Origin of the sequence: Novosphingobium sp., from assembly GCF_025351285.1 — a bacterium.
In the GTDB taxonomy this organism is placed as follows: domain Bacteria; phylum Pseudomonadota; class Alphaproteobacteria; order Sphingomonadales; family Sphingomonadaceae; genus Novosphingobium.
This window is the reverse complement of record NZ_JANXWG010000103.1, coordinates 1-24,874: the sequence shown is the minus strand read 5'-3', so window position 1 is coordinate 24,874 and position 24,874 is coordinate 1. Positions and strand designations below refer to the sequence as shown.

The following is a 24,874-nucleotide window of genomic DNA, read 5'->3' as shown; positions in this document are numbered from 1 at the left end:
CGCGGTTGACGGCTGGCGTTTGCGGTTGGTCGATCGGCGGGGCGTGCAGGAGGTTCAGGGCGTGACCGACGATTTCTCGATATGCCAGCGCAACTGTTCCGCGCTGGCCCCATCGACGTCGTTGACCCGGCGCATCGACACCTGCCCGGCGATGCGGCGGGCGCCGTCGGTGATCGTGACCGGCGCGGTGTAGAACAGCGATCCGGCGCCGGCATCGCCAAGGCCGATGTCGATGGTGACGCGCGACTGTTTCAGCACGGACCAGCGCTTGGCGAAGGCTTGCGGCGAAAGCCCGCTCACCGTGCCGTGTTCGCCCCAGAAGCCGCGCACTTTGGCCCAGTCGCGCGCCTCGACCGCGTGGCCCCAGGCGGCGAGCACTTCGGCGGGGTTGCGCGATTGCATCGCATCGGGCGCGGGCGCGGGCAAGGCGACCGGGACCGGCTCGGCACTGGGTGCGGGCTTGGGCGGCTTGGGTGTGGACGAAGGTTCGGTGAAGGTCGATTCGCTGGCGATCGGGTCCTGCGCCGCGCGCGATGTGGGCGCGTCGGCTGGCGCGGACGCCTGGCATCCGGCCAGCGCGAACAGCGCCAGGGCGAGCGTAGCCCGATCAGCGCGCACCCGAAGCATCCTCCGCCCGGATCAGCGTGCCAGCGCCTTGCGAGGTGAAGATCTCGAGCAGCATCGCGTGCGGCACCCGGCCGTCGAGCACCACCGCCGCCTCGCACCCGGCCTCTACCGCCGCGACGCACGTCTCCAGCTTGGGGATCATCCCCCCCTGGATCGTGCCGTCGGCCTGCAACCGCGCGATGTCGCTGGGGCGCAAGTCGGTCAGCAGCCGCTTGTCCTTGTCGAGCACGCCCGCCACGTCGGTCAGCAGGAACAGCCGCGCGGCTTTCAGCGAAGCAGCGATCGCGCCCGCCATCGTATCGGCGTTGATGTTGTAGGTGTGCCCGTCTGTCCCCGCGCCGATCGGGGCGATCACCGGGATCAGCCCGGCATCGCTGGCGGTGTGGAGGATCATCGGATCGACGTGTGACGGTTCGCCCACGAAGCCCAGGTCGATCACGCTTTCGATGTGGCTATCGGGGTCCTTGACCGTGCGTTCGACCTTGGTGGCGGTGACCAGACCCGCATCCTTGCCCGAAATGCCCAGCGCCTTGCCGCCCGCCGCAGCGATCCAGCCGACCAGTTCCTTGTTGATCGCACCCGACAGGACCATCTCGGCGATCTCGGCGGTGGCCTTGTCGGTCACGCGCAAGCCGTCGATAAAGTGCGATTCGACGCCCAGCTTCTTTAGCATCGCGCCGATCTGCGGGCCGCCGCCGTGGACCACCACCGGGTTGATGCCGACCGCTTTCAGCAGCACCACGTCCTCAGCGAAATTGCGCGCGAGTTCGGGATCGCCCATCGCGTGGCCGCCGTATTTGACCACGAACGTGCGCCCGGCATAGCGTTGCAGGTAGGGCAGCGCCTCGGTCAACGTCTCGGCCTTGGCGAGCATCGCGGGATCGAGCGCGGCCGCGCTGGGCGGGGCGGCGTGGAGTTTTTCGGTCGTCATCGCCGCGCCTTTACGCGGTTGGCGGGGATTGTGAAGTGGCGAGCGTCAGGCTGGCCTGCGGTCGAGATAGCGCCCCAGCTTCACAAACAGCCAGATTCCCGGCGGCACCATGATCGTCGAGAGCAGCAGCTTCGAGATGATCTGCCCCTCCATGATCGATCCGATCGGCAGGTCCTGGCCGTAAAACGAGATCGTGATGAACAGCACGGTATCGATCACCTGGCTCAGCATCGAGGCGATCCACGCGCGCAGGATCAGGAACTTGCCCTGGCCCCCGGCGATGCGCGAGAACAGATAGACGTTGAGCGTCTGCGAGGTGCCGTAGGAAATCAGCCCCGCGAACTGCATCCGGGCGCCCTGGCCGAGCAGGCGGGCAAACGCGTCCTGGTCCTTCCAGAACGGCGCGGGGGGCACGACGTTGATGACGAAGGTCAACAGCACCATCGACACGATCAGCGGCACGAACCCGAACCGCACCAGCCGGTTGGCGACATCGCTGCCGAACAGTTCAGACACCGCGCTGGCCATCACCACCAGCAGCAGGAACGCGAAAATCCCCGATTCGACCGCAAGATCGCCCAACAGCGGCCAGTGCCCCAGCGAAGCAAGCTTGGTGCCCAGCACGCCCGCAAGCACGCACAGCCCGCCGTACAACAGCGAAAACGCGAAAAGCGACTGTGGCATTTGGCGGGGGATGACGGGGGACGGGAGGCTGGCGTCGTTCATCGCCAATCGTTAGCCCGCTTTTGACCACGCGCCAAATCGCCATTAGGACCATGCGGATCTTCTCCACGATCCCGTCAAATCGGAGCCAAGTTCCCGGATGCGCATCCTGACCAGCCTTGCCGGCATGGCGATCATCCTGGGGCTCGCCGTCCTGCTTTCGTCCAACCGCCGTGCAATCCGTTTGCGCGTGGTGGGCAGTGCCTTTGCATTGCAAGCCGCGTTCGCCGCACTTGTGCTCTACGTGCCGCTGGGCAAGTCGATGCTCGAGGGCGCGGCTCGCGGCGTCGAGGGCTTGCTCGGCTATGCGCATGCCGGCGTGGACTTCCTGTTCGGCCCGCTCGCCGCGCCCGAGATCGGCGGGCATAGCTTTGCCATCTCGGCGCTGCCGGTGATCATCTTTTTCGCGGCTCTGATCTCGATCCTGTATTACGTGGGGATCATGCAACTGGTGATCCGCTGGATCGGCGGGGGGCTGGAGAAAATCACCGGAATCAGCAAGATCGAATCGCTCTGCGCCGCGTCGAACATCTTTGTCGGGCAGAGCGAGGCGCCGCTGGTGATCCGGCCTTATCTCGCCGCGCTGAGCCCGTCGCAACTGTTCACGGTGATGACAGTCGGCATGGCAGGCGTCGCAGGTACGATTCTGGCAGCCTACGCCAGCATGGGCGTGCGCATCGATTACCTGGTGGCCGCCGCGTTCATGTCGGCGCCGGGCGGTATCCTGATGGCCAAGCTGGTCATGCCAGACGAACCGCCCGCGCCGGTGGGAGCGGCAGGCGATGCGCTGACCAACCCGCACGATCCAGCCTCGCTACATCCTTCAGCAACGGTCGAGGACGAGGAACGCCCCGCCAACCTGATCATGGCCGCCAGCCAGGGCGCGCAGACCGGCGTCAAGCTGGCGGTCGCGGTCGGCGCGATGGTGCTGGCGTTCGTGGCGCTGGTGGCGCTGGCGAACGGGATCTTCGGCTGGCTGGGCGGGCTGGTGGGCTTGCACGGGCTGTCGTTCCAGCAAGTCGTCGGCTACGTCTTCGCGCCGATCTTCTACCTGCTCGGCGCGCCGAACTGGACCGAATCGCTCGCCGCCGGCGGCCTGTTCGGCACCAAGCTGGTGCTCAACGAATTCGTGGCGTTCATCGAACTGGGCAAGGACACCGCGCTGTCGCAGCAGACCGTGGCGCTGGTCACGTTCGCACTGTGTGGCTTCGCCAATTTCTCGTCGATTGCGATCCAGATGGCGGTGACCGGCGGATTGGCGCCAAACCAGCGGCCGGTGATCGCACGGCTAGGGATGAAGGCTTTGGCCGCTGGGTCCTTGAGCAACCTGATGAGCGCGGCGCTGGCGGGGTTGTTTTTGAGCTTGTGAGCGAAGCGTTTCCCTTCCATTTGCGCGACGCCGACGAGGCGGCTGCCGAATCGCCGTACACGTTCTTCATACCGCTCCGCGAAGAGCGCGTTCAGGTCGACGTTGGCGATCTCGTCAAACTCGGCTTCGAGTACGAATGGCAGACCGAGGAATACGGTGGAGAGCGCATGTGGGTGCGGGTCACCAGCAGGACCGGCCTGTCATTCGCGGGCATTCTTGACAATGAGCCGTTCGAAAAGGGTTTGGTGCTCGGACTTCCTGTCAAATTCGGCATCGAAAAGATCCTGAGTATTCTTTGGGCGAACCCGAACGCGCATCCGTTGGTCGAAGAAGAAAAAGGCTATTGGGAACGGTGCATGGTGGACAGCTGCGTCATCGACGACGGCGTGCCCGTTCAATACCTCTATCGGGAGGAACCGGAGCCGCTCGAAGAAGGGGAAACATATCCCGACAGCGGTTGGCGAATTCGGGGTCAATTTGACCATGCCAGTGCGCCACAGCTTGATGATCGCAAAATCAGCTATTTGGCTTTGGGAGCGGTGCTGAACCGCGATGACAGCTTTCTCGCGCTGCTGGATGCCGAAGTTGGGTCTGCCTTTGAGCGCAATTTCCAAACCGGCGAATACTTTCCCGTCGATTAGCCATCCGCCTCGCGTTTCAATTCATAAAGCGCGTCCAAAGCCTCCCTCGGGCTGAGCGAGTCCAGGTCGAGCGCGCCCAGCCGCTCGCGCAACGGATCACGTTTCGCCTCTTCGGCCTGCAAGGCGGCGGCAAACAACGGCAGGTCGTCCAGTCCCGCCGCCAGGCCGCCGGTCGCAGCACGGCCTTTTTCCAGCTTGTCGAGCACCGCCTTGGCGCGGCGCAACACCGGCGCCGGCACGCCCGCCAGCCTCGCCACCGCCAGCCCATAGCTGCGATCCGCCGGCCCCTCGGCCAGTTCGTGGAGGAGCACGAGATCGCCCTTCCATTCGCGCGCGCGGACGTGGTGGAGGCTGAGCGCGTCGCAGGTTTCGGCGAGGCGTGACAACTCGTGGTAGTGCGTGGCGAACAGGCAGCGGCAGCGATTGACCTCGTGCACCGCCTCGGCGACCGCCCAGGCGAGCGCGAGGCCGTCGTAAGTCGAGGTGCCGCGGCCGACTTCATCGAGGATTACGAAGCTGCGCTCGGTGGCTTGCGCCAGGATCGCGGCGGTTTCGACCATCTCGACCATGAAGGTCGATCGCCCGCGCGCGAGGTTGTCGGCGGCGCCGACGCGGCTGAACAGGCGGTCGACGAGGCCAATCCGCGCCGATGTCGCGGGCACGAACCCGCCGGCTTGGGCAAGCAGCACGATCAGCGCGTTCTGGCGCAGGAAGGTCGATTTTCCGCCCATGTTGGGGCCGCCGACCAGCCACAGCCGATCGGTACCGGACAGCGCGCAATCGTTGGCGACGAAGCGGTCGCCCTGTTTGGCCAATGCGGCCTCAACCACCGGGTGGCGGCCACCTTCGATGGCGAGCGCCCCGCTGTCCTCGATCTGCGGCAGCGCCCAGCGGCCTTCCGCCGCGCGCTCGGCTTGCCCGGCGCAAACATCGAGTCGGGCGAGCGCGGCGGCGGTCGCGGCGATTGCCTCGCGCGCCTTGACCGCTTCGGCGACCAGTTCCTCGAAGTGCGCTTCCTCAGCCGCGAGCGCATGGCCGCCCGATTCGGCGATGCGGCTGGCCTCCTCGTGGAGCGCCAAGGCATTGAACCGCACCGCGCCGGCCATCGTCTGGCGGTGGGTGAAGCCGGACTCCGAGGCCATGAGCTTGTCGGCGTGGCGCGCGGGGACTTCGATGAAGTAGCCGAGCACGCCGTTGTGACGCACTTTCAGCGCGGGCACGCCGGTTTCGTCGCGGTATTTCGCCTCCAGCGCGGCGATGGCGCGGCGCGAATTGCCCGAGGCGCGGCGCAGTTCGTCGAGCGCGGCGTCGTAGCCCTCGGCGATGAAGCCGCCCTGGCCGCGCTCGGTCGGCGGGGTGGCGATGAGCGCGCGTGCGTACAGGTCGATCAGCGCGCCGTGGCCGCCCAGCGCGTGTGATTGACCGGCGATCAGCGCCGGTCGGTCAGCCCGCCCCGACAGGATCGCCCCGATCCGCCGTGCGCCATCAAGCCCGTCGCGCAACTGGCCCAGATCGCGCGGACTGCCGCGCCCAGCAACTACCCGGCCGAGCGCGCGGCCGATGTCTGGCAAAGCACGCAAGCCACCGCGCAGATCGCCGCGCAGCAGCGGATCGTCGTGCAGCCAGCTTACCGCTTCGAGCCGCTGGCGAATCGCCCCGGCATCGGTCAGTGGCGCCGAAAGATCATCAGCCAGCGCCCGCGCGCCCGCTCCCGTCACGCAGCGATCGATCGCATCGAGCAGCGAACCCGCGCGCTGTCCGGTGGTGGAGACCAGGATTTCCAGGCTGGCGCGGGTGCTTTCGTCCATCGCCATGTGCCCTCCCGCCTCGCGCGCGACCGGGGGCAGCAGCAGCGGAAGCGCGCCGCGCCCGACATGGTCGAGATAGGCCACCAGCCCGCCCGCCGCGCCCAGCATCGAGCGGGTGAACCTGCCGAACCCGTCGAGCGTGGCGACGCCGTGGATGGCTTTCAACCGCGCCTCGCCCTCATCGCTGGCGAAGGCGTGCGTCGGCCGCGCCACTGTGTGCGTGGGTGCTTCGGCCCAGCCTTCGGGCGCGACCAGTTCGCTAGGCGCCAGCCGGGCCAGCGCGGCGGCCAGGTCATCGGGAGCGCATTCCTCGAGCTCCATCCGCCCGGTGGAGATGTCGCACGCCGCCAGCCCGATCGCGCCGCGCACCACGCACACCGCCGCCAGCACATTGGCGCGGCGCGGCTCCAGCAAGGCTTCCTCGGTCAGTGTGCCGGCGGTCACGAACCGCACGATGTCGCGCGCCACCAGCGCCTTCGATCCGCCGCGCTGTTTCGCCTGCGCGGGGCTCTCGACCTGCTCGGCGATGGCCACCCGGCACCCGGCACGGATCAACCGCGCAAGGTAGCCCTCGGCCGCGTGAACCGGCACGCCGCACATCGGGATCGGCGCGCCACCGTGCGCACCGCGGCTGGTCAGCGCGATGTCGAGCACTTGCGATGCGGTGCGCGCATCGTCGAAGAACAGCTCGAAAAAGTCGCCCATCCGATAGAACAGCAGGCAGTCCTGGGCCTGCGCCTTGAGCGCAAGATATTGCGCCATCATCGGACTTGCGGCATTGGCGGATTCTGGGGGCGATTCAGTGGGCGTCACCAGCTCGGGGCTAGACCAAACGCCCGTGTTTCTCAAATCCCCCCCTTCTTCTATCCACCCATTCGGCGTCCGATATCGACAGGTCCCGCAACCCCATGCCGCAGCGCGATCACCTTTGGCCCGCGCGGTGGTATCGCCGCTCGCTGCCATGGCTGAGTGCACCGGCGATCGTGCTGTGGGTACTGGTGCTGTGCCTGCCGTTCGCGCTCGTCACGATCCCGCCGCTGGTCGATCTGCCCGGCCACATGGGCGCCTCTGCGATCGAGCTGGCCGGCCCCGAAAGCCCGCTTGCGCGCTATTTCAGTTGGCGCTGGATGTTCGCGCTCAACCTGGGCGGCGAAGTGCTGATGAAGCTGATTGGTGAGCACTTCGGCATCATCGTGGCGGGCTGGGTCAGCACCGTGCTGGCGGTGGCGCTGTTCGGCGCAGGTTTGCTGGCCACGGTGCGGGCGCTCAATCCGCGCGGTGGGTATGGCGTGGCGTGGGCGCTGCTGTTCGTCTTCAGCTTTCCGCTGCTCACGGGGTTCCTGAACTACATCCTCGCCACCGGGCTGTCGCTGTGCGCGTTTGCCGCCTCGATCCGGCTCGAGCACCGACCGCGCCTGCGCGTGGCGATGCTGGTTGTGCTCCAGCCGATCGCGCTGATCAGCCACGCCATCGGCGGAGTGCTGCTGCCGCTGCTGATCGGTGCCTATGCGCTCGGCCGCGTGCTCGACGATCACGAACCCGCGATCACCGAAATGCGCCGCGACTGGCACCGACCCAAGCGCTGGCGCATCCTCGATCCGCGGCTGGCCCCGCCGCTGCGCACCTTCGTGGCGCTGGTATGGCCGCTGGTGGTATCGGTCATGACGATCATCGTGTGGAAGGTGCTCGCGCCCGGCCACAGCGGGCTCAACAAGTGGCGGTGGGACCAGAAGGCCTGGTCGTTCGTGCTGACCTTGCGCGATCAGTCGCTGATGCTCGACGTGGCGACCACGCTGATGGCGGTGATCATGATCGTGCTGGCCCGGGCGATGGGCGCGCGCTGGACCTGGGTCCAACTGCTGCCGGGGCTTAGCGTGTTCGTACTGTTCGTGGTGATCCCCAGCGATATCAACGGCAGCGCCTTTGTCGACATGCGGCTGCTGCCGGTGGCGGCGATGCTTCTGCTGGGCTTGCAGGACTGGAGCTTCGCGCCGCCCGATCGAGCGCGGTTCGTGGCCGTTTCGGGCGCGGTGCTGCTGGGGCTGCGGCTGGTGGTGATCGGCGCAAGCTTCGCCGATTATGCCGAAGACTACAAACGCCAGCTCGGCGCGCTCGGCAGGGTGGCGCAAGGCAGCCGCATACTTGCCTTCGTGGAACACAGTTGCGTCGAAGAACGCTGGCGCAATACCCGCCGCGATCACCTTGCCAGCCTCGCCAGCGTCTATCGCGAGGCCTGGGTCAACGACAACTGGGCGGTGCCAGGGCTCGACATGCTCCAGCCGAAGTTCCGGCCGGCGCGCTATTTCACCGCCGATCCATCCGAATTCGTGTGGTCGCCCGGCTGCCAGGGTGGCCGGCTGCGCAGCGTCGACACCGCCTTGAAGCGCGCGCCGATCGATCTGGTCGATTACGTGTGGCTGATCGACACCGGGCTGCCCAAGCGCCCCGATCCGCGCTTGCGCATCGTCTGGCAGGAAGGCCGCAGCGTGCTTTTTGCGGTAAAACCCTTGGGTTTTTCGGCGTGGACGCTAAGTCAGCTTTAGAAAATGATACGCCGCGATGATCCGGTGAACTTCGGAGAAGTCTTGGTATGGCTGTATCGCATTCGGATCATCGCGCTTCATCGGCTTTCTCCTTGACCCGATCGGCCCCACTCACAGCCGGGCCAGCTTCGCACCTGCCGTGGCTGAAGGCTCCGGTCATTGCCCTGTTTGCGATCCTGACCTGTTTGCCGTTCGCACTCGTGGCCCTGCCGCCATTGATCGATCTGCCAGGCCATATTGCGGCCGCTTCGATCGAAAACGCGGCGCCTACCAGTTCGATCAAGCACTATTTCGAATGGCGTTGGGCTTTCTCGTTCAATCTTGGCGGCGTGCTGTTGTTGAAAGCGCTGGTCCCCCTGTTCGGGCCGATCCGCGCCGGCTGGATCTGCGCGGTATGCGGTGTCTTCCTGCTTGCCGTAGGCTGTCTTGCCATGATCCGCGCCGTCAATCCGCGTGGTGGTTACGGCGTCGGCTGGGCGATGATCTTCGTCTATAGCTATCCGGTCCTGTGGGGCTTTTTGAACTTCATCATCGCAGAAGGCCTGGCGCTATGTGCCTGCGCGGTCGCAATCGGTTTGCAGAACCGGCCGCGTTGGCAGGCGGTGTTTCTGGTTGCCGCCCAGCCAACGCTGTTGATCTGCCACGCTATCGGAGGAATTCTGCTGCCGGTCTTGTTCGGTGCCTTCGTGCTCGGGCAGGAAATCGACCGGCGCTTGCCGCAGTTTCGGCAGGGCGTTGGCAAGCGTGCACTTTGCGTTCGGATCGGAGCCGAATGGATACGGCGCTGCTGGCCGCTGCTTGCTTCTCTGATCACCGTGGCGGTTTGGCGATTGACCGCCACGGGCCCGGGTGAGGGCATCGGGTGGTGGTGGCGCTCGAAGGCCGATGCGCCATTGCTGGTTCTGCGCGATCAATCCATGATACTCGACCTGACGACTGCGCTCATGTCGATCGTGCTTGTTTTTGCCGCAAGCCTGTTGGGCGCAAAATGGACGTTTCGGGGCAGTCTGCCCGGCTTGTCCGTGCTGGCAATCTTCCTGTTGGGGCCGTTCAGTATCGGCCATTCCTACATGATCGATTCGCGCCTGCTGCCGGTGGGCATCATGCTATTGCTCGGCCTGCAGGATTGGTCGGGCCCACGGATTCGAGCGGCCCGGATCGTCGGCATCGTCGGTGGAGCCTTGTTCCTGACCAGGTTGGCCGTCACCACCGCCAGCTTCCCGGTCTATGCCCAGACGTTCGATCGCAACCTTGCCGCAACAACGCACATTGCGCCCGGCAGCCGGGTGCTGGCTTTCGTCAACTGGGATTGTTGGCGGAGCGGCTGGCGCCTGTCTCGCCTCTACCACATTTCCAGCCTGGTAGTTCCGTTGCGTGGCGCCTGGGTCAACGATATCTGGGCAGTTCCAGGCCTGGACATGGTCCAGACCCGGCTCAGGCCCGGACGCTATTATACGTCCGATCCGTCTCAATTTCTGACTTCGCCGAAGTGCCTGGCGACGCCTGGTGTGCACAACGTCGACTCAGTCATACGCAACGCGCCGATCGAGAAGGTGGACTATCTCTGGTTTATCGAGACAGGTCCGCCGAGCCGGCCGGATCGCCGTTTGCGGCTTGTCTGGAGAGACGGGGAAAGCACGCTTTTCGCTGTAAATCACTTGGGTTTTTGAGCTTTGGCGCTAAGTGATCAGTGGCGGGAAGCGAATCTGTCGCAAAAAGGTTGAATGAAACTCGAGCGACGCATCATTGCATATCGGGGGAACCCCGGGGGGACTGCGCATGGCCGATGAAGACAACGTCCGTTTTACCGAACGTGAAGCGCTGTTTTTCCATTCCACCGGACGCCCGGGCAAGATCGAGATCATCGCCAGCAAGCCGATGGCGACGCAGCGCGATTTGTCGCTCGCTTATTCGCCCGGCGTGGCCGTGCCCGTGCTCGCAATCGCCAAGAACCCCGCCGATGCCTACGAATACACCGCCAAGGGCAACCTCGTCGCGGTGATCACCAACGGCACCGCGATCCTCGGGCTGGGCAATCTGGGCGCGCTCGCGTCAAAGCCGGTGATGGAAGGCAAGGCGGTGCTGTTCAAGCGCTTTGCCGACGTCGATTCGATCGACATCGAACTCGACACCGAAGATCCCGACAAGTTCATCGAAGCCGTCGCGCTGATGGAGCCGAGCTTCGGCGGCATCAACCTTGAAGACATCAAGGCGCCCGAATGCTTCATCATCGAACAGGCGCTGAAGGAACGCCTCAAGATTCCGGTCATGCACGATGACCAGCACGGCACCGCAATCATCTCGGCCGCCGGGCTGCTCAACGCCTGCTTCCTGACGGGCCGCGAATTCAGCACGGTCAAGGTCGTGGTCAACGGCGCTGGCGCGGCGGCAATCGCCTGCACCGCGCTGATCAAGGCGATGGGCGTGCGCCACGAAAACGTGCTGATGTGCGATCGCAAGGGCGTGATCTATCGCGGGCGCGACGGGATCGACCAGTTCAAGTCCGCGCATGCGGTCGACACCGATCGCCGCACGCTCGAAGAAGCGCTCGTCGGCGCCGACATCTTCCTGGGTTTGTCGGCCAAGGATGCGTTGAAGCCGGAAATGATCGAGAAGATGGCGCCGCAGCCGATCATCTTCGCGATGGCCAACCCCGATCCCGAAATCACCCCGCCCGATGCCAAGCGCGTGCGGCCCGATTGCATCGTCGCCACCGGGCGTTCGGACTATCCGAACCAGGTCAACAACGTGCTCGGCTTCCCGTTCATCTTCCGCGGCGCGCTCGACGTGCGCGCCACCGCGATCAACGATCACATGAAGATCGCCGCCGCGCGCGCCATCGCCGAACTCGCGCGCGAGCAAGTGCCAGAGGAAGTGGCCGCGGCCTACGGCGGCAAGTCGATGCAGTTCGGGCACGATTATATCATCCCCGCACCGTTCGATCCGCGGCTGATGGAAGTCGTCTCGTCCGCCGTGGCCAAGGGCGCGATGGATTCGGGCGTGGCGCAAAAGCCGATCGCGGATTTCGACGCCTATCGGCACAGCCTGAAAAGCCGGCTCAACCCCACCACTTCGGTGCTTACCCACGTCTATGCGCAAGCCAAGCTCAACCCCAAGCGCGTGGTCTTCGCCGAAGCTGAAAACGAAATCGTGCTGCGCGCCGCCATCCAGTTCCGCAGCGGCGGTTACGGCGAACCGCTGCTTGTCGGGCGCGACCAGGTGGTGCGCGCCAAGCTGGTCGAACTGGGCATCGAAAAACCAGACAGCTACGAAATCCACAACGCCGCGATCAGCCCGCACGTGCCCGCGATGGTGTCGATGCTGTACGAACGGCTCAAGCGGCGCGGGTTCATGGAACGCGACGTGCGCCGCATGGTCAACCAGGACCGCAACGTTTTCGCCTCGGCGCTGGTCAAGCTCGGCCATGCCGATGCCATGATCACCGGCCTCACCCGGCCCTTCGCGCAATCGATGCGCGAAATCCGCCGCGTGCTCGATCCCGCGCCCGATCAGGTGCCCTTCGGCATCCACCTGATGATCGGCAAGAACTACACCGTATTCCTGGCCGATACCACGATCAACGAACGCCCTACCGCGTCCGAACTCGCGCACATTGCGCGCGGCACCGCCGAAGTGGCCAAGCGCCTGGGCCACGAACCGCGCGTGGCGTTCCTGTCGTACTCCACCTTCGGCAACCCCTCGGGCCGCTGGCTCGAAAGCATCCGTGACGCCGTCGCGATCCTCGACGCCAACCCGCCGGGCTTCGAATACGAAGGCGAAATGGCCCCCGACGCCGCGCTCAACCCGCTGGTCATGGCCAACTATCCGTTCAGCCGACTTTCCGCCCCCGCCAACGTGCTGGTCATGCCCGGCCTGCAATCGGCCAACCTCTCGGCCAAACTGCTCCGCGAACTGGCCGGCAACGCCACCATCGGCCCGATGCTGATCGGCATGGAAAAGCCGGTCCAGATCGCCGCGATGACCTCGAACGCTTCGGACGTGCTGACGCTGGCGGTGCTGGCGGCGGCCGGGGTAGCGGTTTGATGTTTTGAAGGGGTGACCCGGGGGAGGGCGGCCGCAGACCTCCAAGACTTGTCGACATGATTTCAGGGCCTCACGGGCAGGCCCGAATTATTTGCGTCGTTGCGAAAGAGGTCGATCGAAATTATCGTCGATCGGCTTTTTGTAGCCACTTTGCCATGTCATCGAGCGGTTTGCTCTCCATCGGCAACAGGCTATCATTCTGCGCTGATTCCGCCCGGCCCAGCGAGTGACCCAATTCAGGGTATAAGATCATCGTCACGCGTTGCCGTACATCAGATCGAGCAACGAACGCGCGTGCCGCTGCGGGATCGATCATTGAATCATTCATACCCTGCAGAATCAGGATGCGCGCAGTTGTCGCAGCGAAGGCATCCGAGACCCCTCTAAGCGCGCGCGACGACGATGACATTCCGAGTCCGCTGTCAGGTCCGTCGGCGTACCACGAAGCGATGACCGGATCTGCTTCCGCGAACGCGATGCGCCCGTCACCGTTGCGATCCAGCAGCGGATTGACCCGTTCTCCCGGCCGAAAACCGCGAAACATCCGGACGAAGATATGGGCCAGGTCTCCGCCGGGACCTGCGTCGGCACGCGCTATGGCGTCTGCGTCCAGGGCGCCATCGGTGGCAAAGCGCATCAAGTAAGGTCTGCCGATCCGGCCATACTGGGCCTGCGCGACATGGGCCGCAGTATCGACGACCGGCGCAATCAAAACGATAGTACGAACCGTGCTGTCGTTCGACGCGACCGCCATTGCGGTCGTTGTTCCTTCGCTCCACCCGACAAGGCCAAGTTGCAGCTTACCTATGCCCGCTCGGCTCCGCACGAAATTCAGCGCCGTCTTCCCGTCCGCGGCGAAATCCACGCCGTTCAAGGCATCGAACTTGGCCCTATCCACGCTCGTCGGCCCCGTCACGAACCGCTTGTTGTAGCGAAAGGATACATAGCCCGCGCACGCGAGCCGACCGGCAATTTGCAACATCGGTCGTGACACGATCTTGCCCCCCACGCCTTCGATCGCACCATCCCGATCGGCGACGTCCGACCCCGGAAAGAGCACTAGAGCGCCACGCCGCGCCATGCCAGCCGGCGGTGTCACAATTTCGGCAGGACTATCGAAGCCGGGGAGCGGCAGGCTGACCGTTTGTCGAACAGGCACGCATGCAGTCGCCGCAGCCGGGTGCGAGATAGCAATCATCAGCGATGCAACCGCGATGTGGAGGTAGAACCGCATGACCACAATCCCCAAGGCCTTGGTACCTTGCAGTATCGCAGCCGTGCAATCCAATTCAGATGATGCCATTTGCTCAAGCAATGCAGAGTTTCCCTTTTTAAATCAACCCCGCCAACGGACTGCTAGGATCGGCATACTTCCGCGTAGCCATCCGCCCCGAGCGATACGCCTCGCGGCCGGCTTCCACCGCCAACTTCATCGCCCGCGCCATGCGGATCGGGTCCTTGGCCTCGGCGATGGCGGTGTTCATCAGCACGCCGTGGCAGCCGAGTTCCATTGCGACGGCGGCGTCCGACGCGGTGCCGACGCCGGCGTCGACCAGCACGGGCACTTTCGCGCCTTCGACGATCAGCCGGATCATCACCTTGTTCTGGAGGCCGAGGCCTGAGCCGATCGGCGCGCCCAGCGGCATGACCGCGACCGCGCCGCAATCTTCCAACTGGCGCGTGGCGATGGGGTCGTCGGCGCAATAGACCATCGGCAGGAAGCCTTCTTTGGCAAGCACTTCGGTGGCCTTCAGCGTTTCGCGCATGTCGGGGTAGAGCGTGCGCGCTTCGCCCAGGACTTCGAGTTTGACGAGGTCCCAGCCGCCGGCTTCGCGCGCCAGGCGCAGCGTGCGGATGGCGCTGTCGGCATCGAAGCAGCCGGCGGTGTTGGGCAGGTAGGTGATCTTTTTGGGGTCGATGAAGTCGGTCAGCATCGGCGCCTTGGGGTCGGTGACATTGACGCGGCGTACGGCGACGGTGACGATCTCGGCGCCCGAGGCGGCGACCGCGGCGGCGTTCTGGGCGAAATCCTTGTACTTGCCGGTGCCGACGATCAGCCGCGAGCGGAAGCGGCGGCCGGCGACTTCCCAGGTGTCGTCATCAACGACCGGGTGGTCACCTCCGCCGACGAAGTGGACGATCTCAAGGACGTCGCCCTCGGCGATGGCGATCGTGGCCAGTTGCGAGCGCGGGGCGATTTCGCCGTTGCGTTCGACCGCGACTTTGGCCGGATCGAGCCCGAGCGTGCGGACCAGATCGGCGACGCTGCCGGGGGCGGCGCGGTGTGGTTCGCCGTTGACGGTAAGGGACAGGGTTGCTGCTGCGGGGTTGGTGGCCATATTCAGGCTCTTACCGAACCCGCCCCCGATCGCAAGTAATCAGCAGCCGCGCCGCAGATTGCGGATGTGCGCGGTGGCGAGCAGGCCCACGCCGCCGATCGTCAGCACGGCTTCGGCGGTGCCGTGCGGTGCGATCAGCCCGGCGGCCATCAGCGCCAGCCCGGTGCCGCCCAATATCAGCAAATCGGTGCGGCGGTGGCGATGCGCGGCAAAGCCCAGCGTAACCACGCCGATTGCCACGGCCATGACCAGCCCGATGCGGTGAATCGCCGGATTGAGCAGTACTTCGCCCGCGCCCAGGCTGCCGATGCCCAGTACGCTCACCAGCACCAGCCCCGCGATGCAGTGAACTGCGCAGAGCCCGGACAGCAGCACGCCTGCCTTGTCGAGTCGCGAACGGTCGGTGGAGGGCGGGATGCTCATGGAGGTCGATATATGTGATAATATAACATTGCGCAACTGGTCCGACGGTCATGTCCCTCAAACCAGCTTGCGATTCGGACCCGTCGGACGCAGAGCAAAGGCCATCATGGCCAGCCTCGCATCCCCCACCGCCCCGTCAATCCGCCAGTCGCAGCCGCTCGCGATCGCGCGCTGGCTGTTCGCAGTGGCGGCGCTGATCGTGGGCATCGTGGTGGTGGGCGGGATTACGCGGCTGACCGAATCGGGGGTTTCGATCACCGAATGGAAGCCGGTCAGCGGCATTCTCCCGCCGCTGGGCGATGCGGCGTGGCAGGTCGAATTCGCCAAGTACCGCCAGACGCCGCAGTTCATCGAGGTGAACGGCCCGGCGGGGATGACGCTGGCGACGTACAAGTTCATCTTCTTCTGGGAATGGGTCCACCGGTTGCTGGCGCGCAGCATAGGCGCGGCCTTCGCGCTGCCGCTGGCGTGGTTCGCGGTGCGTGGTAGCATTCCGAAAGGCTACGGCCCGCGGTTGGTGGGGCTGCTGGCGCTGGGCGGGTTGCAGGGCGTAGTCGGCTGGTGGATGGTCAAATCGGGCATATCGCACGACGTGAAAGTCAGCCACTTGCGGCTGGCAACGCACTTGCTGCTGGCGCTGACGACGATGGCGGGCGTGGTGTGGACCGCGCTCGATATGCGCCGGCTAGCACGCGGTGAGGCACCCGCAAGGGTCACGGGCTTCGGTGCGCTGGCGATCGCGCTGCTGTTCATGCAGCTCCTGCTCGGCGCGATGGTGGCGGGCTTGCGTGCGGGCCATGTCGCCAACGACTGGCCGCTGATGATGGGCAGCCTGTTTCCGGCCGGGATCGACTGGGCGCAGGGATCGCTGCACGCATTGTTCTATGATCCCTACCTGCTCCATTTCCTCCACCGCTGGTGGGCTTGGGCGGTCGTCGCGGCGCTGTTGGTTATGGGACGCAAGCTCAAGGCAATCGGCGCGCGGCCGTCCTCGATCGCGATCCACAGCGCGTTCGGGGTGCAGGTGCTGCTGGGGATCGCTACGGTTATGAGCAACGTCTCGATCCCGCTGGCGGTGTTGCACCAGTTGACCGGCGCACTGCTGGTGATCTCCACCGTGTGGGGTGCGCACGAGCTCGGTCGCACCCGCGCATCCCGCTGAAGGTATTATTTTACCTCTCGGCAAACGCGCCGTTTTGCTTGACTTATCGGGCCTCGTGCAACACTAGCGCCACCTCGCTCCGATAGCTTCGTGCTCTCGGCCAAAGTTTTACAAATAGGGAACCGAGCCATGAAGGCGCTCAGCAAGGTCACCCGGTCGATCAAACCGGCCGAAGTGGTAAAGAACTGGCATCTGATCGATGCCGAAGGCCTGGTTGTCGGCCGGCTCGCGGTGGTCATCGCCAACCGTCTGCGCGGCAAGCACAAGCCCACCTTCACCCCCCACGTCGATTGCGGCGATCACGTTGTCGTGATCAACGCCGACAAGGTGCGGCTGACGGGCAACAAGCTTGGCCAGAAGATCTATTACAAGCACACTGGTTACGCCGGCGGCATCAAGCAGGTCACCGCGGAAAAGGTCCTCCAGGGCAAGTTCCCCGAGCGTGTGATCGAAAAGGCGGTCGAACGCATGATCCCGCGCGGCCCACTCGGCCGTGCGCAGATGCGCGCGCTGCACCTCTACGCCGGCGCCGAGCATCCGCACGCGGGCACCCAGCCCGTTGCGCTCGACGTTGCTTCGATGAACCGCAAGAACAAGGTGGGTGCGTGATGCCCGATACCAACAACACCGATTCGGTTTCGAGCCTGGCCGATCTGGCCGCGCTGACCGCCAACGCCCCTGCTGCTGACACCGGCGCGACCGACACCGGCGCGACCGACACCGGCGCGACCGACACCGTCGCAGCACCCGTCGTCCGCACTGGACCCGCCGCGCCGATCCGCGACCGCGAAGTCGACGCGCAGGGCCGCTCCTACGCCACCGGCAAGCGCAAGGACGCGGTCGCTCGCGTCTGGATCAAGCCCGGCAGCGGCAAGATCACCGTCAACGGTCGCGATCAGGACGTGTACTTCGCACGCCCCACGCTGCGCCTGGTGATCAACCAGCCGTTCCAGGTCGCCGATCGCGACGGCGCCTACGACGTGATCTGCACCGTCAAGGGCGGCGGACTCTCCGGCCAGGCCGGCGCCGTCAAGCACGGCATCGCACAAGCGCTGTCGAAGTTTGAACCGCTGCTGCGCAGCACGGTCAAAGCCGCCGGCTTCCTGACCCGCGATCCGCGCGTCGTGGAACGCAAGAAGTACGGCCGCGCCAAGGCGCGCAAGAGCTTCCAGTTCTCGAAGCGCTGATCTTTCAGCCTTTGGTTCCAAAAGGGGCGGTCCGGGAACGGGCCGCCTTTTTTGGTTTCGGGCTTGGGGGAAGGTTGAAGGTGCCTCCGGCGGGCAAGGGTTACCACCCTTGCATCTGGGTTGCGGATTGTTGCAGACTAGCGCTCGTTGCGCAGCGGCAAGAGTTTGAAAGCCGCTTTGCGGCAAGGCACTCTGCAGGTGTAGTGCATCCATGTGGCCAGCGTTGAGAGGCTACCAACTGAATGCGCACATGGCTTTCTTGCACCCCGACAACGAATAGCAGTTTGTGTGTTCGGTCAGGAGCGGCCTTTGCGGGAAGATAGGCGCGGTTAGCTGCCGTTGGTCTTCGCTGTAACTTCTACGACCCACCGGACAATCCAAGCAGCAGCAAAAGTAAACAAGATAGCTAATGTTATGTAACGCCGACCTTTTATCCACCACCACTCTGGATTTTTATTCACAAGGATCACTCCCTTTGACCATTTCCATAATCTGACTTTAGCATGTGGTGTTAAACTCGCAATGTTGTCGTGTCCGGTCAGGCCGCGTTCGTTGCAGATGGGCAGCAAACGGACCTTCGTTCGCCAGATTGCCCAATGGCGGCTTGCAGGTCCGCGTGGCGACCGGCGCTGCGGCAGGAATGAGCGTGGGTGGCGGACACCCCGGTGTTAATGGACGAAGATTCTTTGTTCGTTCAACTTCGTCGCCCCGCACTCGATGCGGGGCTTGGCTTTCCTTCGGAGCGTTCGTTGTCGGGAAGAGCCGCAGAAGGTTATCCATGCCCCGTGTCAAGCACGGGGCGACGAGCGGTTGCTGGGCTGGCGGTGCGCGCGAACTGAAGCGATCTCCGAACGTTTGCAACGTTGTGGCGTCCGGAAACCCTGCTTTGCGAAAGCCAACTCCCGTTAAATGCCATGGTCGCGCATTGTAGCCTTGGTGCGATCGCCACGGAAGGGGGTAGGGATGCAAGGGCGATGGCCTTTGCCCGCCGGAGGCATCATAACCTCTTAAACCCCTCAATAAACCGGCGGATCAACCTCCGGCACCGCATCGACCAGCGCCACAGGCTCGCCCGGCTTGCGCGGGGGCATCGCGTCTTCGGGCACGTCGTCGATCATCATCTCGCGGGTAGGGACGTATTCGAGGTTGCGCACGCGCACGCGGATCGTGCCGTCGGCGATGAGCAGTTCGTTGAAGCTGGCGGGGGTGGAGCGGATGCGTTTGGACAGCGTGCCGGCGCCGATCATGCGGACGGGGCCGTTGCGGGTCTGGTGCTGCATGTCGAAGGGGTCGTGGACGTGGCCCGACAGCACGGCGAGCACCGGGCGTTTGGCCAGTTCTTCCAGCGCGTTCTGGCCGCCGCGGGTGAGTGCGGTGCCGTGCGTGCCGGTTTCGACGAGCGGGTGGTGTGCGGTAACCAGCGCCTGGGTGCCGGAGGGGAGGGCGTCGATGCGGTCGAGCGTTTCGCGCAGCGCGTCGCCGGTGATCCAGCCTTTCGACCAGTTGAGCCGCCATTGCGCGCGCGCGGTGGTTTTCAGCGGGACAATCGCCACATTGGGCAGCGAAATAGTACGTTCGATCAGCGATTCGATGTCGCGAAAGCGGCGGTAGGGATCGACGAAGCGTTCGGGCAGGTTGAAGTAGGGCAGATCGTGATTGCCGACTTCGACGGTGACCGGAAGATCGAGGCTGGAAATCCAGGCGGTGGCGGCGGCGAATTCGCGGAAGCGGGCGCGCATGGTCAGGTCGCCGGTGATCGCCACGGCGTCGGGGCGTTCGTCGGCGATACGCTCTTTCACCCAGGCCAGCATGGCGGTGTCTTCGAGCCCGAAGTGGATGTCGGAAAGGTGAAAGATGCGCGGCATCGCAGTCCTTTAACCGGGGTTGGATGCACTGGCGAGATATTCAGAGCGCGAATCGGCCGATTTGGTTCCGCCTGCAATCACCTTGTCGTTCACCGACCGAACTTGGCGGTTGGTCGGGCGGGCGAGTCATTGGTCGGCCCGATGCGATGGCCGATCGAAGCGCGCGAGTCGGCGGCACGGGCGTGGGGTAGAGCGAACTCGGCAGCGGCGGTCGGCCCAATATCAGGCCATCTGGCCGAACCCCCCACCAGCCATCTGGTCCCCCGCTTCAGGGTCACCGTCGCTGCCATAAGAATACTGCGACCCCTGATCCACTGCGACTCATGAAAGGATTTTCCCATGACCCATGCCCTTATCGCCGCCGGCCTGGCCGCCCTGTCCATCGCCCATCCCGCTGCCGCTTCGACACGCACCGTGTCTTACGTCGATCTCGACTTGTCGACTGCGCATGGCCGCGTGGCGCTCGATGCCCGCGTGCGCAGCGCTGCCCGCCAGGTCTGCGAAGTCGGTGCCGCCAATGTTTCGCTTGCCGAACAGACCGCCAATCGGGCCTGCATGGCGCACGCAGTCTCGAGCGCGCAACAGCAGTTCGCCAGCATCCAGGCGCGCCGGACGACCAGCACCGACCGCCTGCGTTGAATGTCCAGGAATTGGCCACCGCCAGCCCCCGCAAGGGGTGCGGTGTCCTGCGGCCCGAAAGCGTGCTTCAGCCCCACGCTTTCGGGCCGATTTTCTTAAGCGACGGCGGTTGGCCGGCCTGCTGACGAAGCGGCTGAACCTCGTGCGATGTCTGCATCGACTTCGGCCCGCGTGCGCCACTTGAGACCATCGTGCGGCAGCGCGCGGCCATCGTGCGCGTGGATGCCGATCGCGGCGATCGGCATGCCGTCACGTGCGTCGCACAGTACCGGATCGGATACGCAGCCCATCTCCCACTTTTCGCCCCATTGGCGCAGCGAGAGCATCGCGGGCAGCAGGTCATAGCCCTTGTCGGTCAGGCGGTATTCGATTCGGCGCCGATCATCGGCGCAATGTTCGCGCTTGAGAATGCCGGCTTCGACCAGGCGCGACAGCCGATTCGACAGGATGTTTCGCGCGATTCCGAGTTCTTCCAGGAATTCCTCGAAGTGCCGGACTTTGTTGAAGGCGGCGCGCAAGATCATGAAAGACCAGCGTTCCCCCATCGCTTCGAGCGCCATCGGCAGCCCGCACTGGCTGAGTGCTGCAAGCGGTTCGCGGAGTTTGTCCATCGGCATCACCTCTATCCCGGGCCACGGTGTATCGCATCCCGCAATTCAATGTAAGTTTCTAGTTGCAACTTGCAATCTAATCCATTAGGTATCGATTCGCAACGGGAAAACGAACGCCATCCTCTCCACCGACGATCCCCGTGCAGACACAACAAACAAGGGACATTTCACCATGACTGCGACCCTCTCCAACCGCACCACCAACGGTTTCCGCACCCTGACGATCGCGCTTGCTGCGCTGGTCGGCACCGCTGCCGGTTTTGCCGGAACCACCAGCCCCGCCCACGCCGAAACTGGTGCCTACTACACCGCCAAGCTGGCCACCCCGGTCAAATCGCTTCAGCACATCGCGCTGGGTGACACCGTGTGGTCGTGCGAAGGCGGCGAATGCCATGCCCCACGTGACGGCTCGCGCACCGTCATCACTTGCGAACGCCTCGCCACCAAGCTCGGCGGCGTCGCCAGCTTCACCGCCCAGGGCGGCGAAATGGGCGCGGACGAACTGACCAAGTGCAACAAGAAGGTTTCGGGCGATCGCGTCCAGCTCGGCAGCGCCGCCGCCAAGCGTTAACAAGCTCAACTTTCCTCCCCTCAGCGCGCGCCTCCAGACCCACCCAGTCCCGGCGCGCCAATTCAGGGCGGATCACCGTGTACCCGCATCCCGGCCTGGACCCGGACATGCGGGCAGCCACGGCGATCCGCCCGATTTGTTTGTGCCGCAGCCCCGATTTGTTTGTGCCGCAGCACAGTCGCCTGCGAAAAACCCTTCACGGTCGGCCAGCTATGGTTATACCTCAAGCCATGCTCACCAGATTGTTCGGCCCCGCCTCTTTCGGCCCCGCCTCTTTCGTCCTCGCCTTTCTCGCACTCGCCACCGCAGGCCAGGTCACGATAGCCCAGGCGGCGCCACCCGCGGCGCCACCTGCATCCCCGGTCGGCCCGGCGCCCGACTTCTCGCGGCTGACCGAAGACCACAAGGCCGCGCTGCGCTGCGCTGCGGCGTTCGCGGTGGTCGCCACCGAACAACAGCGCGGTGAAAAGGAAGCGCTCGCCTATCCGCCGTTGGCGTTGCGGGGCAAGGAGTACTTCGTGCGCGTGGCGGCGCAAGTCATGGAACAGGTCGGGCTCAGCCGCGACGTGGTGCGCGGCTTGCTGGTGCAGGACGTGGCCGAAATGCAGCAGCAGGCCGGCGCCATCTCGGACCCTGCGGCCGAAGTGCGGCTGGTCATGCGTCCGTGCCTCGATCGGCTGGAAAAGCTGGTGGCCCCGCTCAAGACCCCCGATCTGCTTGAATGCAGCGCAATTCTCACGCTCGCCGCCGCCGAAGTCCACGCGCGCGAAGGAATGTCGCCGACGGCGTCAGACCTGACCACGCTCGCCACCGTGCTCACCACCCGCGCGCGCGAGGCGCAGATCGCCAAGGGCAGAAGCGGCAATGAAGCCGATACCGCGGTCGAACTCGCGCGCGAAAAGATGGCTGCGACAACCGCGCCCGGTGCGGCTGGCGGCGGGGCCGATCAGTATGACATGGGGCATTGCTACGATCTGTCGAAGCCATCGGCCAAATCGCACTATTGAGTGCGCGCGCGCAGCGCCCATATTGGCGCCATAATCCGCACGGAGAACGACATGCCCGACAAGATCCAGCTCACCGACGCCGCATGGCGTGAGCGGTTGAGCCCTGAACAGTTCCAGGTGCTGCGCCAGGCCGGCACCGAACGCGCGTTCACCGGCAAGTATGAAAAGAACAAGGCGCCCGGCGAATATCTTTGCGCCGGCTGCGGCACGCCGCTGTTCACCTCGGACAGCAAGTACGACAGCGGATCGGGCTGGCCCAGCTTCACCGCGCCGGTGGACGAGGACGCGGTCGACGAACATCGCGATGTCAGCCACGGCATGGTCCGCACCGAAGCGCGCTGCGCCACTTGCGATGGTCACCTGGGCCACGTGTTCCCCGATGGCCCGGGACCGGAAGGCTTGCGTTACTGCATGAACAGCGCGTCGCTTGCGTTCAAGCCGAAGGAATAACACGCCCGATTGCGGACACCCCGTCCGTTCGGAAAGTTTTGGTTAATATGGCATTGCTATTGGCCTAGTACACGCGACGGGTGCCACTTGGCGCGCCGAGGGACATTGACGCAGCCATGGCCAGACGGGATTTCCCCAACCGCAGTGGCGCGGGCACCCCGCCGCCTCCCCCTTCCGGCAAAGCGCCGCGTGGCTTGGCGACGCGCGGGCAGGCGTCGAAGTATTCCGGCTGGCGATTGGCGTTGCGGCGGGTGTTCGTGTGGGGCGGCGCTGTGGCCCTGGTGGCGGTGATCGGGCTGGTGACCGCGGTGGTCGTCACCGCGCGTTCGCTGCCGGGGTACGAAACGCTCAAATCCAGCCAGGCCGGGCGCACGATCGTGGTGCGCGCCTCCGATGGCTCGGAAATCTTCGCATTGGGGCCGAGCTACGGCAAGTGGCTGCCTTATGAGCAAATTCCCGCGACGATGCGCGCGGCGATGGTCTCGGTCGAGGACCGGCGCTTCCGCGATCACTGGGGCGTGGATCCGCTGGGCATCGCGCGCAGCTTCATGGTGCGCGTGCAATCGGGCCGCTGGCGGCAGGGCGGATCGACGATCACCCAGCAGTTGGCGCGCAACGTGTTCCTCAACAACAACCGCACGTTCGATCGCAAGATCCGCGAAGCGGTGCTGGCGCTGGCGCTCGAACAGAAGTTCAGCAAGGACCAGATCCTCGAACTGTACCTCAACAAGGTCTACTTCGGCGGCGGGGCCTATGGCGTCGATTCGGCCAGCCGCAAGTTCTTCGGCCATGGCGCCGAACGGTTAAGCCTGGGCGAATCCGCGATCATCGCCGGGCTGGTCAAGGCGCCGTCGCAATATGCGCCCAGCGCCGATGCCAAGGCTGCGGTCGGCCGCGCCTCGGTCGTGCTCGATACGATGCAGGATACGCACGCGATCACCGCCGAACAGGCCGTCAACGCCGATCTGCAAGGCGTGAAGTTCAACCACGAATCCGGGCAGAATTCGGCGCGTTACTTCACCGATTGGGCACTGCCGCAGCTCGATCTGCTGCTGCCCGACAACGATCGCCCGATCGAGGTGTGGACCACGCTCGATCCTGCCATGCAGCGCGCCGCCACCGATGCGGTGGCGAAGAACGCGCCCAATGGTGCGCAGGGCGCTCTCGTCAGCGTGGACCGCGACGGCGCGGTGCTGGCGATGGTGGGGGGCACCGATTACGTCACCTCGAACTACAACCGCGCCACCAACGCGGTGCGCCAGCCCGGATCGGCGTGGAAGCTGTTCGTTTACATGGCTGCGCTCGAGGCCGGGTACAAACCGGGCGATCGCGTGGTCGACGCGCCGGTCACGATCGACGGGTGGAGCCCGCGCAATTCGGGTGGGAAATACGCCGGCGCGATCGACGTGCGCACCGCCTTTGCCTATTCGAAGAACACCGTGGCCGCGCAACTGGGCAGCGAAGTCGGGTTCGGCGCGGTCGCCAACATGGCGCGGCGCTTTGGGATCACCACGCCGATCAACACGCTGCCCTCGATGGTGCTGGGCACATCCGATGTGCGCGTGATCGACATGGTCCGCGCCTTCGCGGCGGTGTCGAGCAAGGGCGCGCTGGTCACCCCTTACGGCATCCGCAAGATCACGACGACCGAAGGCCAGGTGCTCTACACGCACAACCCCGAACCGCCGCAGATCCTGGTCGCGCAATATGTCGCGGCCGAAATCACCGACCTGTTGCAAACCGCGGTCAACATCGGCACCGGCCGCGCCGCGCAGATCGGACGGCCGGTGGCAGGCAAGACCGGCACCACCACTTCGGACAAGGACGGCTGGTTCCTGGGCTTTTCCAGCGGGATCACCACCGGCGTGTGGATGGGGCGTGATGATGCGCATGCGGTTCCGGGGCTTCAGGGCGGCGCCGCGCCGGCGCGCGCC

General features: G+C 65.0%; 22 protein-coding genes. 13 read left to right on the top strand and 9 right to left on the bottom strand.

All coding sequences use genetic code 11. From position 1 onward, the window contains the following. Nucleotides 1–54 precede the first annotated feature (54 nt). From Q0R16_RS12605 to Q0R16_RS12595, 3 genes are read right to left on the bottom strand one after another with little or no spacing between them, the layout of a single operon-like run. On the bottom strand, nucleotides 55–618 hold the full coding sequence (locus tag Q0R16_RS12605) for a hypothetical protein (protein ID WP_295636454.1): 564 nt from the start codon (nucleotides 616–618) through the stop codon (nucleotides 55–57). After that, nucleotides 608–1,558, bottom strand: coding sequence for an acetylglutamate kinase (argB, locus tag Q0R16_RS12600; RefSeq protein ID WP_295636451.1), 951 nt, complete (start codon nucleotides 1,556–1,558; stop codon nucleotides 608–610). Before argB ends, Q0R16_RS12605 begins: the two co-directional genes overlap by 11 nt. A gap of 45 nt (nucleotides 1,559–1,603) precedes the next feature. Further along, nucleotides 1,604–2,284, bottom strand: coding sequence for a queuosine precursor transporter (locus tag Q0R16_RS12595; RefSeq protein WP_295636448.1), 681 nt, complete (start codon nucleotides 2,282–2,284; stop codon nucleotides 1,604–1,606). Nucleotides 2,285–2,381: 97 nt separating this feature from the next. On the opposite strand from Q0R16_RS12595, the gene Q0R16_RS12590 reads away from it, so the two are divergent. Together Q0R16_RS12590 and Q0R16_RS12585 are read left to right on the top strand one after the other, a co-directional pair. Continuing rightward, entirely contained in the window at nucleotides 2,382–3,650 is a 1,269-nt protein-coding gene (locus Q0R16_RS12590; protein ID WP_295636445.1) for a nucleoside transporter C-terminal domain-containing protein, read from the top strand. Beyond that, entirely contained in the window at nucleotides 3,647–4,291 is a 645-nt protein-coding gene (locus tag Q0R16_RS12585; RefSeq protein ID WP_295636441.1) for a DUF2185 domain-containing protein, read from the top strand. The genes Q0R16_RS12590 and Q0R16_RS12585 overlap by 4 nt, the downstream gene beginning before the upstream one ends. On the opposite strand, the gene mutS is transcribed toward Q0R16_RS12585, so the two are convergent. Beyond that, nucleotides 4,288–6,864 (bottom strand): DNA mismatch repair protein MutS, encoded by a 2,577-nt coding sequence (gene mutS / locus Q0R16_RS12580; RefSeq protein WP_295636580.1) that lies wholly within the window; start codon nucleotides 6,862–6,864, stop codon nucleotides 4,288–4,290. The genes Q0R16_RS12585 and mutS overlap by 4 nt on opposite strands. A gap of 143 nt (nucleotides 6,865–7,007) precedes the next feature. On the opposite strand from mutS, the gene Q0R16_RS12575 reads away from it, so the two are divergent. The 3 genes from Q0R16_RS12575 (at nucleotide 7,008) to Q0R16_RS12565 (ending at nucleotide 12,686) form a co-directional block, all read left to right on the top strand. Next, nucleotides 7,008–8,642: a hypothetical protein gene (locus tag Q0R16_RS12575; protein WP_295636438.1), complete on the top strand. Its 1,635-nt coding sequence runs from the start codon at nucleotides 7,008–7,010 to the stop codon at nucleotides 8,640–8,642. A 47-nt stretch (nucleotides 8,643–8,689) separates the two neighbouring features. Next, nucleotides 8,690–10,312: a hypothetical protein gene (locus Q0R16_RS12570; protein ID WP_295636435.1), complete on the top strand. Its 1,623-nt coding sequence runs from the start codon at nucleotides 8,690–8,692 to the stop codon at nucleotides 10,310–10,312. A 109-nt stretch (nucleotides 10,313–10,421) separates the two neighbouring features. Further along, the gene (locus tag Q0R16_RS12565) at nucleotides 10,422–12,686 is read left to right on the top strand and encodes an NADP-dependent malic enzyme (RefSeq protein WP_295636432.1); all 2,265 of its coding nucleotides are present in this window, start codon (nucleotides 10,422–10,424) and stop codon (nucleotides 12,684–12,686) included. Nucleotides 12,687–12,807: 121 nt separating this feature from the next. Here the strand turns inward: Q0R16_RS12565 and Q0R16_RS12560 are convergent, their stop codons facing one another. Genes Q0R16_RS12560 through Q0R16_RS12550 form a run of 3 tightly spaced genes read right to left on the bottom strand, consistent with a single transcriptional unit; the run spans nucleotide 12,808 to nucleotide 15,448 of the window. Then, on the bottom strand, nucleotides 12,808–13,989 hold the full coding sequence (locus Q0R16_RS12560; protein ID WP_295636429.1) for an alpha/beta hydrolase: 1,182 nt from the start codon (nucleotides 13,987–13,989) through the stop codon (nucleotides 12,808–12,810). Nucleotides 13,990–14,017: 28 nt separating this feature from the next. Beyond that, nucleotides 14,018–15,025: a sulfur carrier protein ThiS gene (gene thiS / locus Q0R16_RS12555; RefSeq protein WP_295636426.1), complete on the bottom strand. Its 1,008-nt coding sequence runs from the start codon at nucleotides 15,023–15,025 to the stop codon at nucleotides 14,018–14,020. 39 nt (nucleotides 15,026–15,064) lie between these two features. Then, complete coding sequence (locus tag Q0R16_RS12550) at nucleotides 15,065–15,448, bottom strand: MerC domain-containing protein (protein ID WP_295636423.1); 384 nt, start codon at nucleotides 15,446–15,448, stop codon at nucleotides 15,065–15,067. Nucleotides 15,449–15,554: 106 nt separating this feature from the next. On the opposite strand from Q0R16_RS12550, the gene Q0R16_RS12545 reads away from it, so the two are divergent. The 3 genes from Q0R16_RS12545 (at nucleotide 15,555) to rpsI (ending at nucleotide 17,797) form a co-directional block, all read left to right on the top strand. Then, on the top strand, nucleotides 15,555–16,610 hold the full coding sequence (locus Q0R16_RS12545; protein WP_295636420.1) for a COX15/CtaA family protein: 1,056 nt from the start codon (nucleotides 15,555–15,557) through the stop codon (nucleotides 16,608–16,610). 129 nt (nucleotides 16,611–16,739) lie between these two features. Beyond that, nucleotides 16,740–17,219 carry a 50S ribosomal protein L13 gene (gene rplM, locus Q0R16_RS12540; RefSeq protein ID WP_295636417.1) on the top strand — a complete coding sequence of 160 codons (480 nt, stop codon included), beginning with the start codon at nucleotides 16,740–16,742 and terminating at the stop codon, nucleotides 17,217–17,219. Next, nucleotides 17,219–17,797, top strand: coding sequence for a 30S ribosomal protein S9 (gene rpsI, locus Q0R16_RS12535; protein WP_295636414.1), 579 nt, complete (start codon nucleotides 17,219–17,221; stop codon nucleotides 17,795–17,797). Before rplM ends, rpsI begins: the two co-directional genes overlap by 1 nt. Nucleotides 17,798–18,813: 1,016 nt before the next feature. Here the strand turns inward: rpsI and Q0R16_RS12530 are convergent. Then, nucleotides 18,814–19,662, bottom strand: a complete 849-nt coding sequence (locus Q0R16_RS12530; RefSeq protein ID WP_295636411.1) for a metallophosphoesterase — start codon at nucleotides 19,660–19,662, stop codon at nucleotides 18,814–18,816. Between the two features lie 339 nt (nucleotides 19,663–20,001). Here Q0R16_RS12530 and Q0R16_RS12525 point away from each other — a divergent pair, with 339 nt between their 5' ends. Further along, entirely contained in the window at nucleotides 20,002–20,301 is a 300-nt protein-coding gene (locus Q0R16_RS12525; RefSeq protein ID WP_295636408.1) for a UrcA family protein, read from the top strand. 95 nt (nucleotides 20,302–20,396) lie between these two features. Here Q0R16_RS12525 and Q0R16_RS12520 read toward each other — a convergent pair whose 3' ends face one another. Beyond that, entirely contained in the window at nucleotides 20,397–20,912 is a 516-nt protein-coding gene (locus Q0R16_RS12520; protein ID WP_295636405.1) for a helix-turn-helix domain-containing protein, read from the bottom strand. A gap of 172 nt (nucleotides 20,913–21,084) precedes the next feature. Between Q0R16_RS12520 and Q0R16_RS12515 the strand changes: the two genes are divergently transcribed. From Q0R16_RS12515 to Q0R16_RS12500, 4 genes are all read left to right on the top strand, one after another. Continuing rightward, nucleotides 21,085–21,483, top strand: coding sequence for a hypothetical protein (locus Q0R16_RS12515; protein WP_295636402.1), 399 nt, complete (start codon nucleotides 21,085–21,087; stop codon nucleotides 21,481–21,483). Between the two features lie 230 nt (nucleotides 21,484–21,713). Next, entirely contained in the window at nucleotides 21,714–22,490 is a 777-nt protein-coding gene (locus Q0R16_RS12510; RefSeq protein WP_295636400.1) for a hypothetical protein, read from the top strand. Nucleotides 22,491–22,541: 51 nt separating this feature from the next. After that, nucleotides 22,542–22,940 carry a peptide-methionine (R)-S-oxide reductase MsrB gene (gene msrB / locus Q0R16_RS12505; protein WP_295636397.1) on the top strand — a complete coding sequence of 133 codons (399 nt, stop codon included), beginning with the start codon at nucleotides 22,542–22,544 and terminating at the stop codon, nucleotides 22,938–22,940. A 116-nt stretch (nucleotides 22,941–23,056) separates the two neighbouring features. Continuing rightward, the coding region (locus Q0R16_RS12500) for a transglycosylase domain-containing protein (RefSeq protein WP_295636394.1) at nucleotides 23,057–24,874 on the top strand (1,818 nt) is incomplete at its 3' end.

Excerpts from the sequence above, each read along its gene's own strand:
- Q0R16_RS12595 (WP_295636448.1), bottom strand. The coding sequence starts at position 2,284 with ATGAACGACGCCAGCCTCCCGTCCCCCGTCATCCCCCGCCAAATGCCA.
- Q0R16_RS12530 (WP_295636411.1), bottom strand. The coding sequence starts at position 19,662 with ATGCCGCGCATCTTTCACCTTTCCGACATCCACTTCGGGCTCGAAGAC.
- Q0R16_RS12565 (WP_295636432.1), top strand. The coding sequence starts at position 10,422 with ATGGCCGATGAAGACAACGTCCGTTTTACCGAACGTGAAGCGCTGTTT.
- Q0R16_RS12515 (WP_295636402.1), top strand. The coding sequence starts at position 21,085 with ATGACTGCGACCCTCTCCAACCGCACCACCAACGGTTTCCGCACCCTG.
- Q0R16_RS12590 (WP_295636445.1), top strand. The coding sequence starts at position 2,382 with ATGCGCATCCTGACCAGCCTTGCCGGCATGGCGATCATCCTGGGGCTC.
- Q0R16_RS12560 (WP_295636429.1), bottom strand. The coding sequence starts at position 13,989 with ATGGCATCATCTGAATTGGATTGCACGGCTGCGATACTGCAAGGTACC.
- thiS (WP_295636426.1), bottom strand. The coding sequence starts at position 15,025 with ATGGCCACCAACCCCGCAGCAGCAACCCTGTCCCTTACCGTCAACGGC.
- Q0R16_RS12575 (WP_295636438.1), top strand. The coding sequence starts at position 7,008 with ATGCCGCAGCGCGATCACCTTTGGCCCGCGCGGTGGTATCGCCGCTCG.
- Q0R16_RS12545 (WP_295636420.1), top strand. The coding sequence starts at position 15,555 with ATGGCCAGCCTCGCATCCCCCACCGCCCCGTCAATCCGCCAGTCGCAG.
- mutS (WP_295636580.1), bottom strand. The coding sequence starts at position 6,864 with ATGATGGCGCAATATCTTGCGCTCAAGGCGCAGGCCCAGGACTGCCTG.
- argB (WP_295636451.1), bottom strand. The coding sequence starts at position 1,558 with ATGACGACCGAAAAACTCCACGCCGCCCCGCCCAGCGCGGCCGCGCTC.
- rpsI (WP_295636414.1), top strand. The coding sequence starts at position 17,219 with ATGCCCGATACCAACAACACCGATTCGGTTTCGAGCCTGGCCGATCTG.
- Q0R16_RS12520 (WP_295636405.1), bottom strand. The coding sequence starts at position 20,912 with ATGGACAAACTCCGCGAACCGCTTGCAGCACTCAGCCAGTGCGGGCTG.
- Q0R16_RS12570 (WP_295636435.1), top strand. The coding sequence starts at position 8,690 with ATGGCTGTATCGCATTCGGATCATCGCGCTTCATCGGCTTTCTCCTTG.
- msrB (WP_295636397.1), top strand. The coding sequence starts at position 22,542 with ATGCCCGACAAGATCCAGCTCACCGACGCCGCATGGCGTGAGCGGTTG.
- rplM (WP_295636417.1), top strand. The coding sequence starts at position 16,740 with ATGAAGGCGCTCAGCAAGGTCACCCGGTCGATCAAACCGGCCGAAGTG.
- Q0R16_RS12525 (WP_295636408.1), top strand. The coding sequence starts at position 20,002 with ATGACCCATGCCCTTATCGCCGCCGGCCTGGCCGCCCTGTCCATCGCC.
- Q0R16_RS12550 (WP_295636423.1), bottom strand. The coding sequence starts at position 15,448 with ATGAGCATCCCGCCCTCCACCGACCGTTCGCGACTCGACAAGGCAGGC.
- Q0R16_RS12510 (WP_295636400.1), top strand. The coding sequence starts at position 21,714 with ATGCTCACCAGATTGTTCGGCCCCGCCTCTTTCGGCCCCGCCTCTTTC.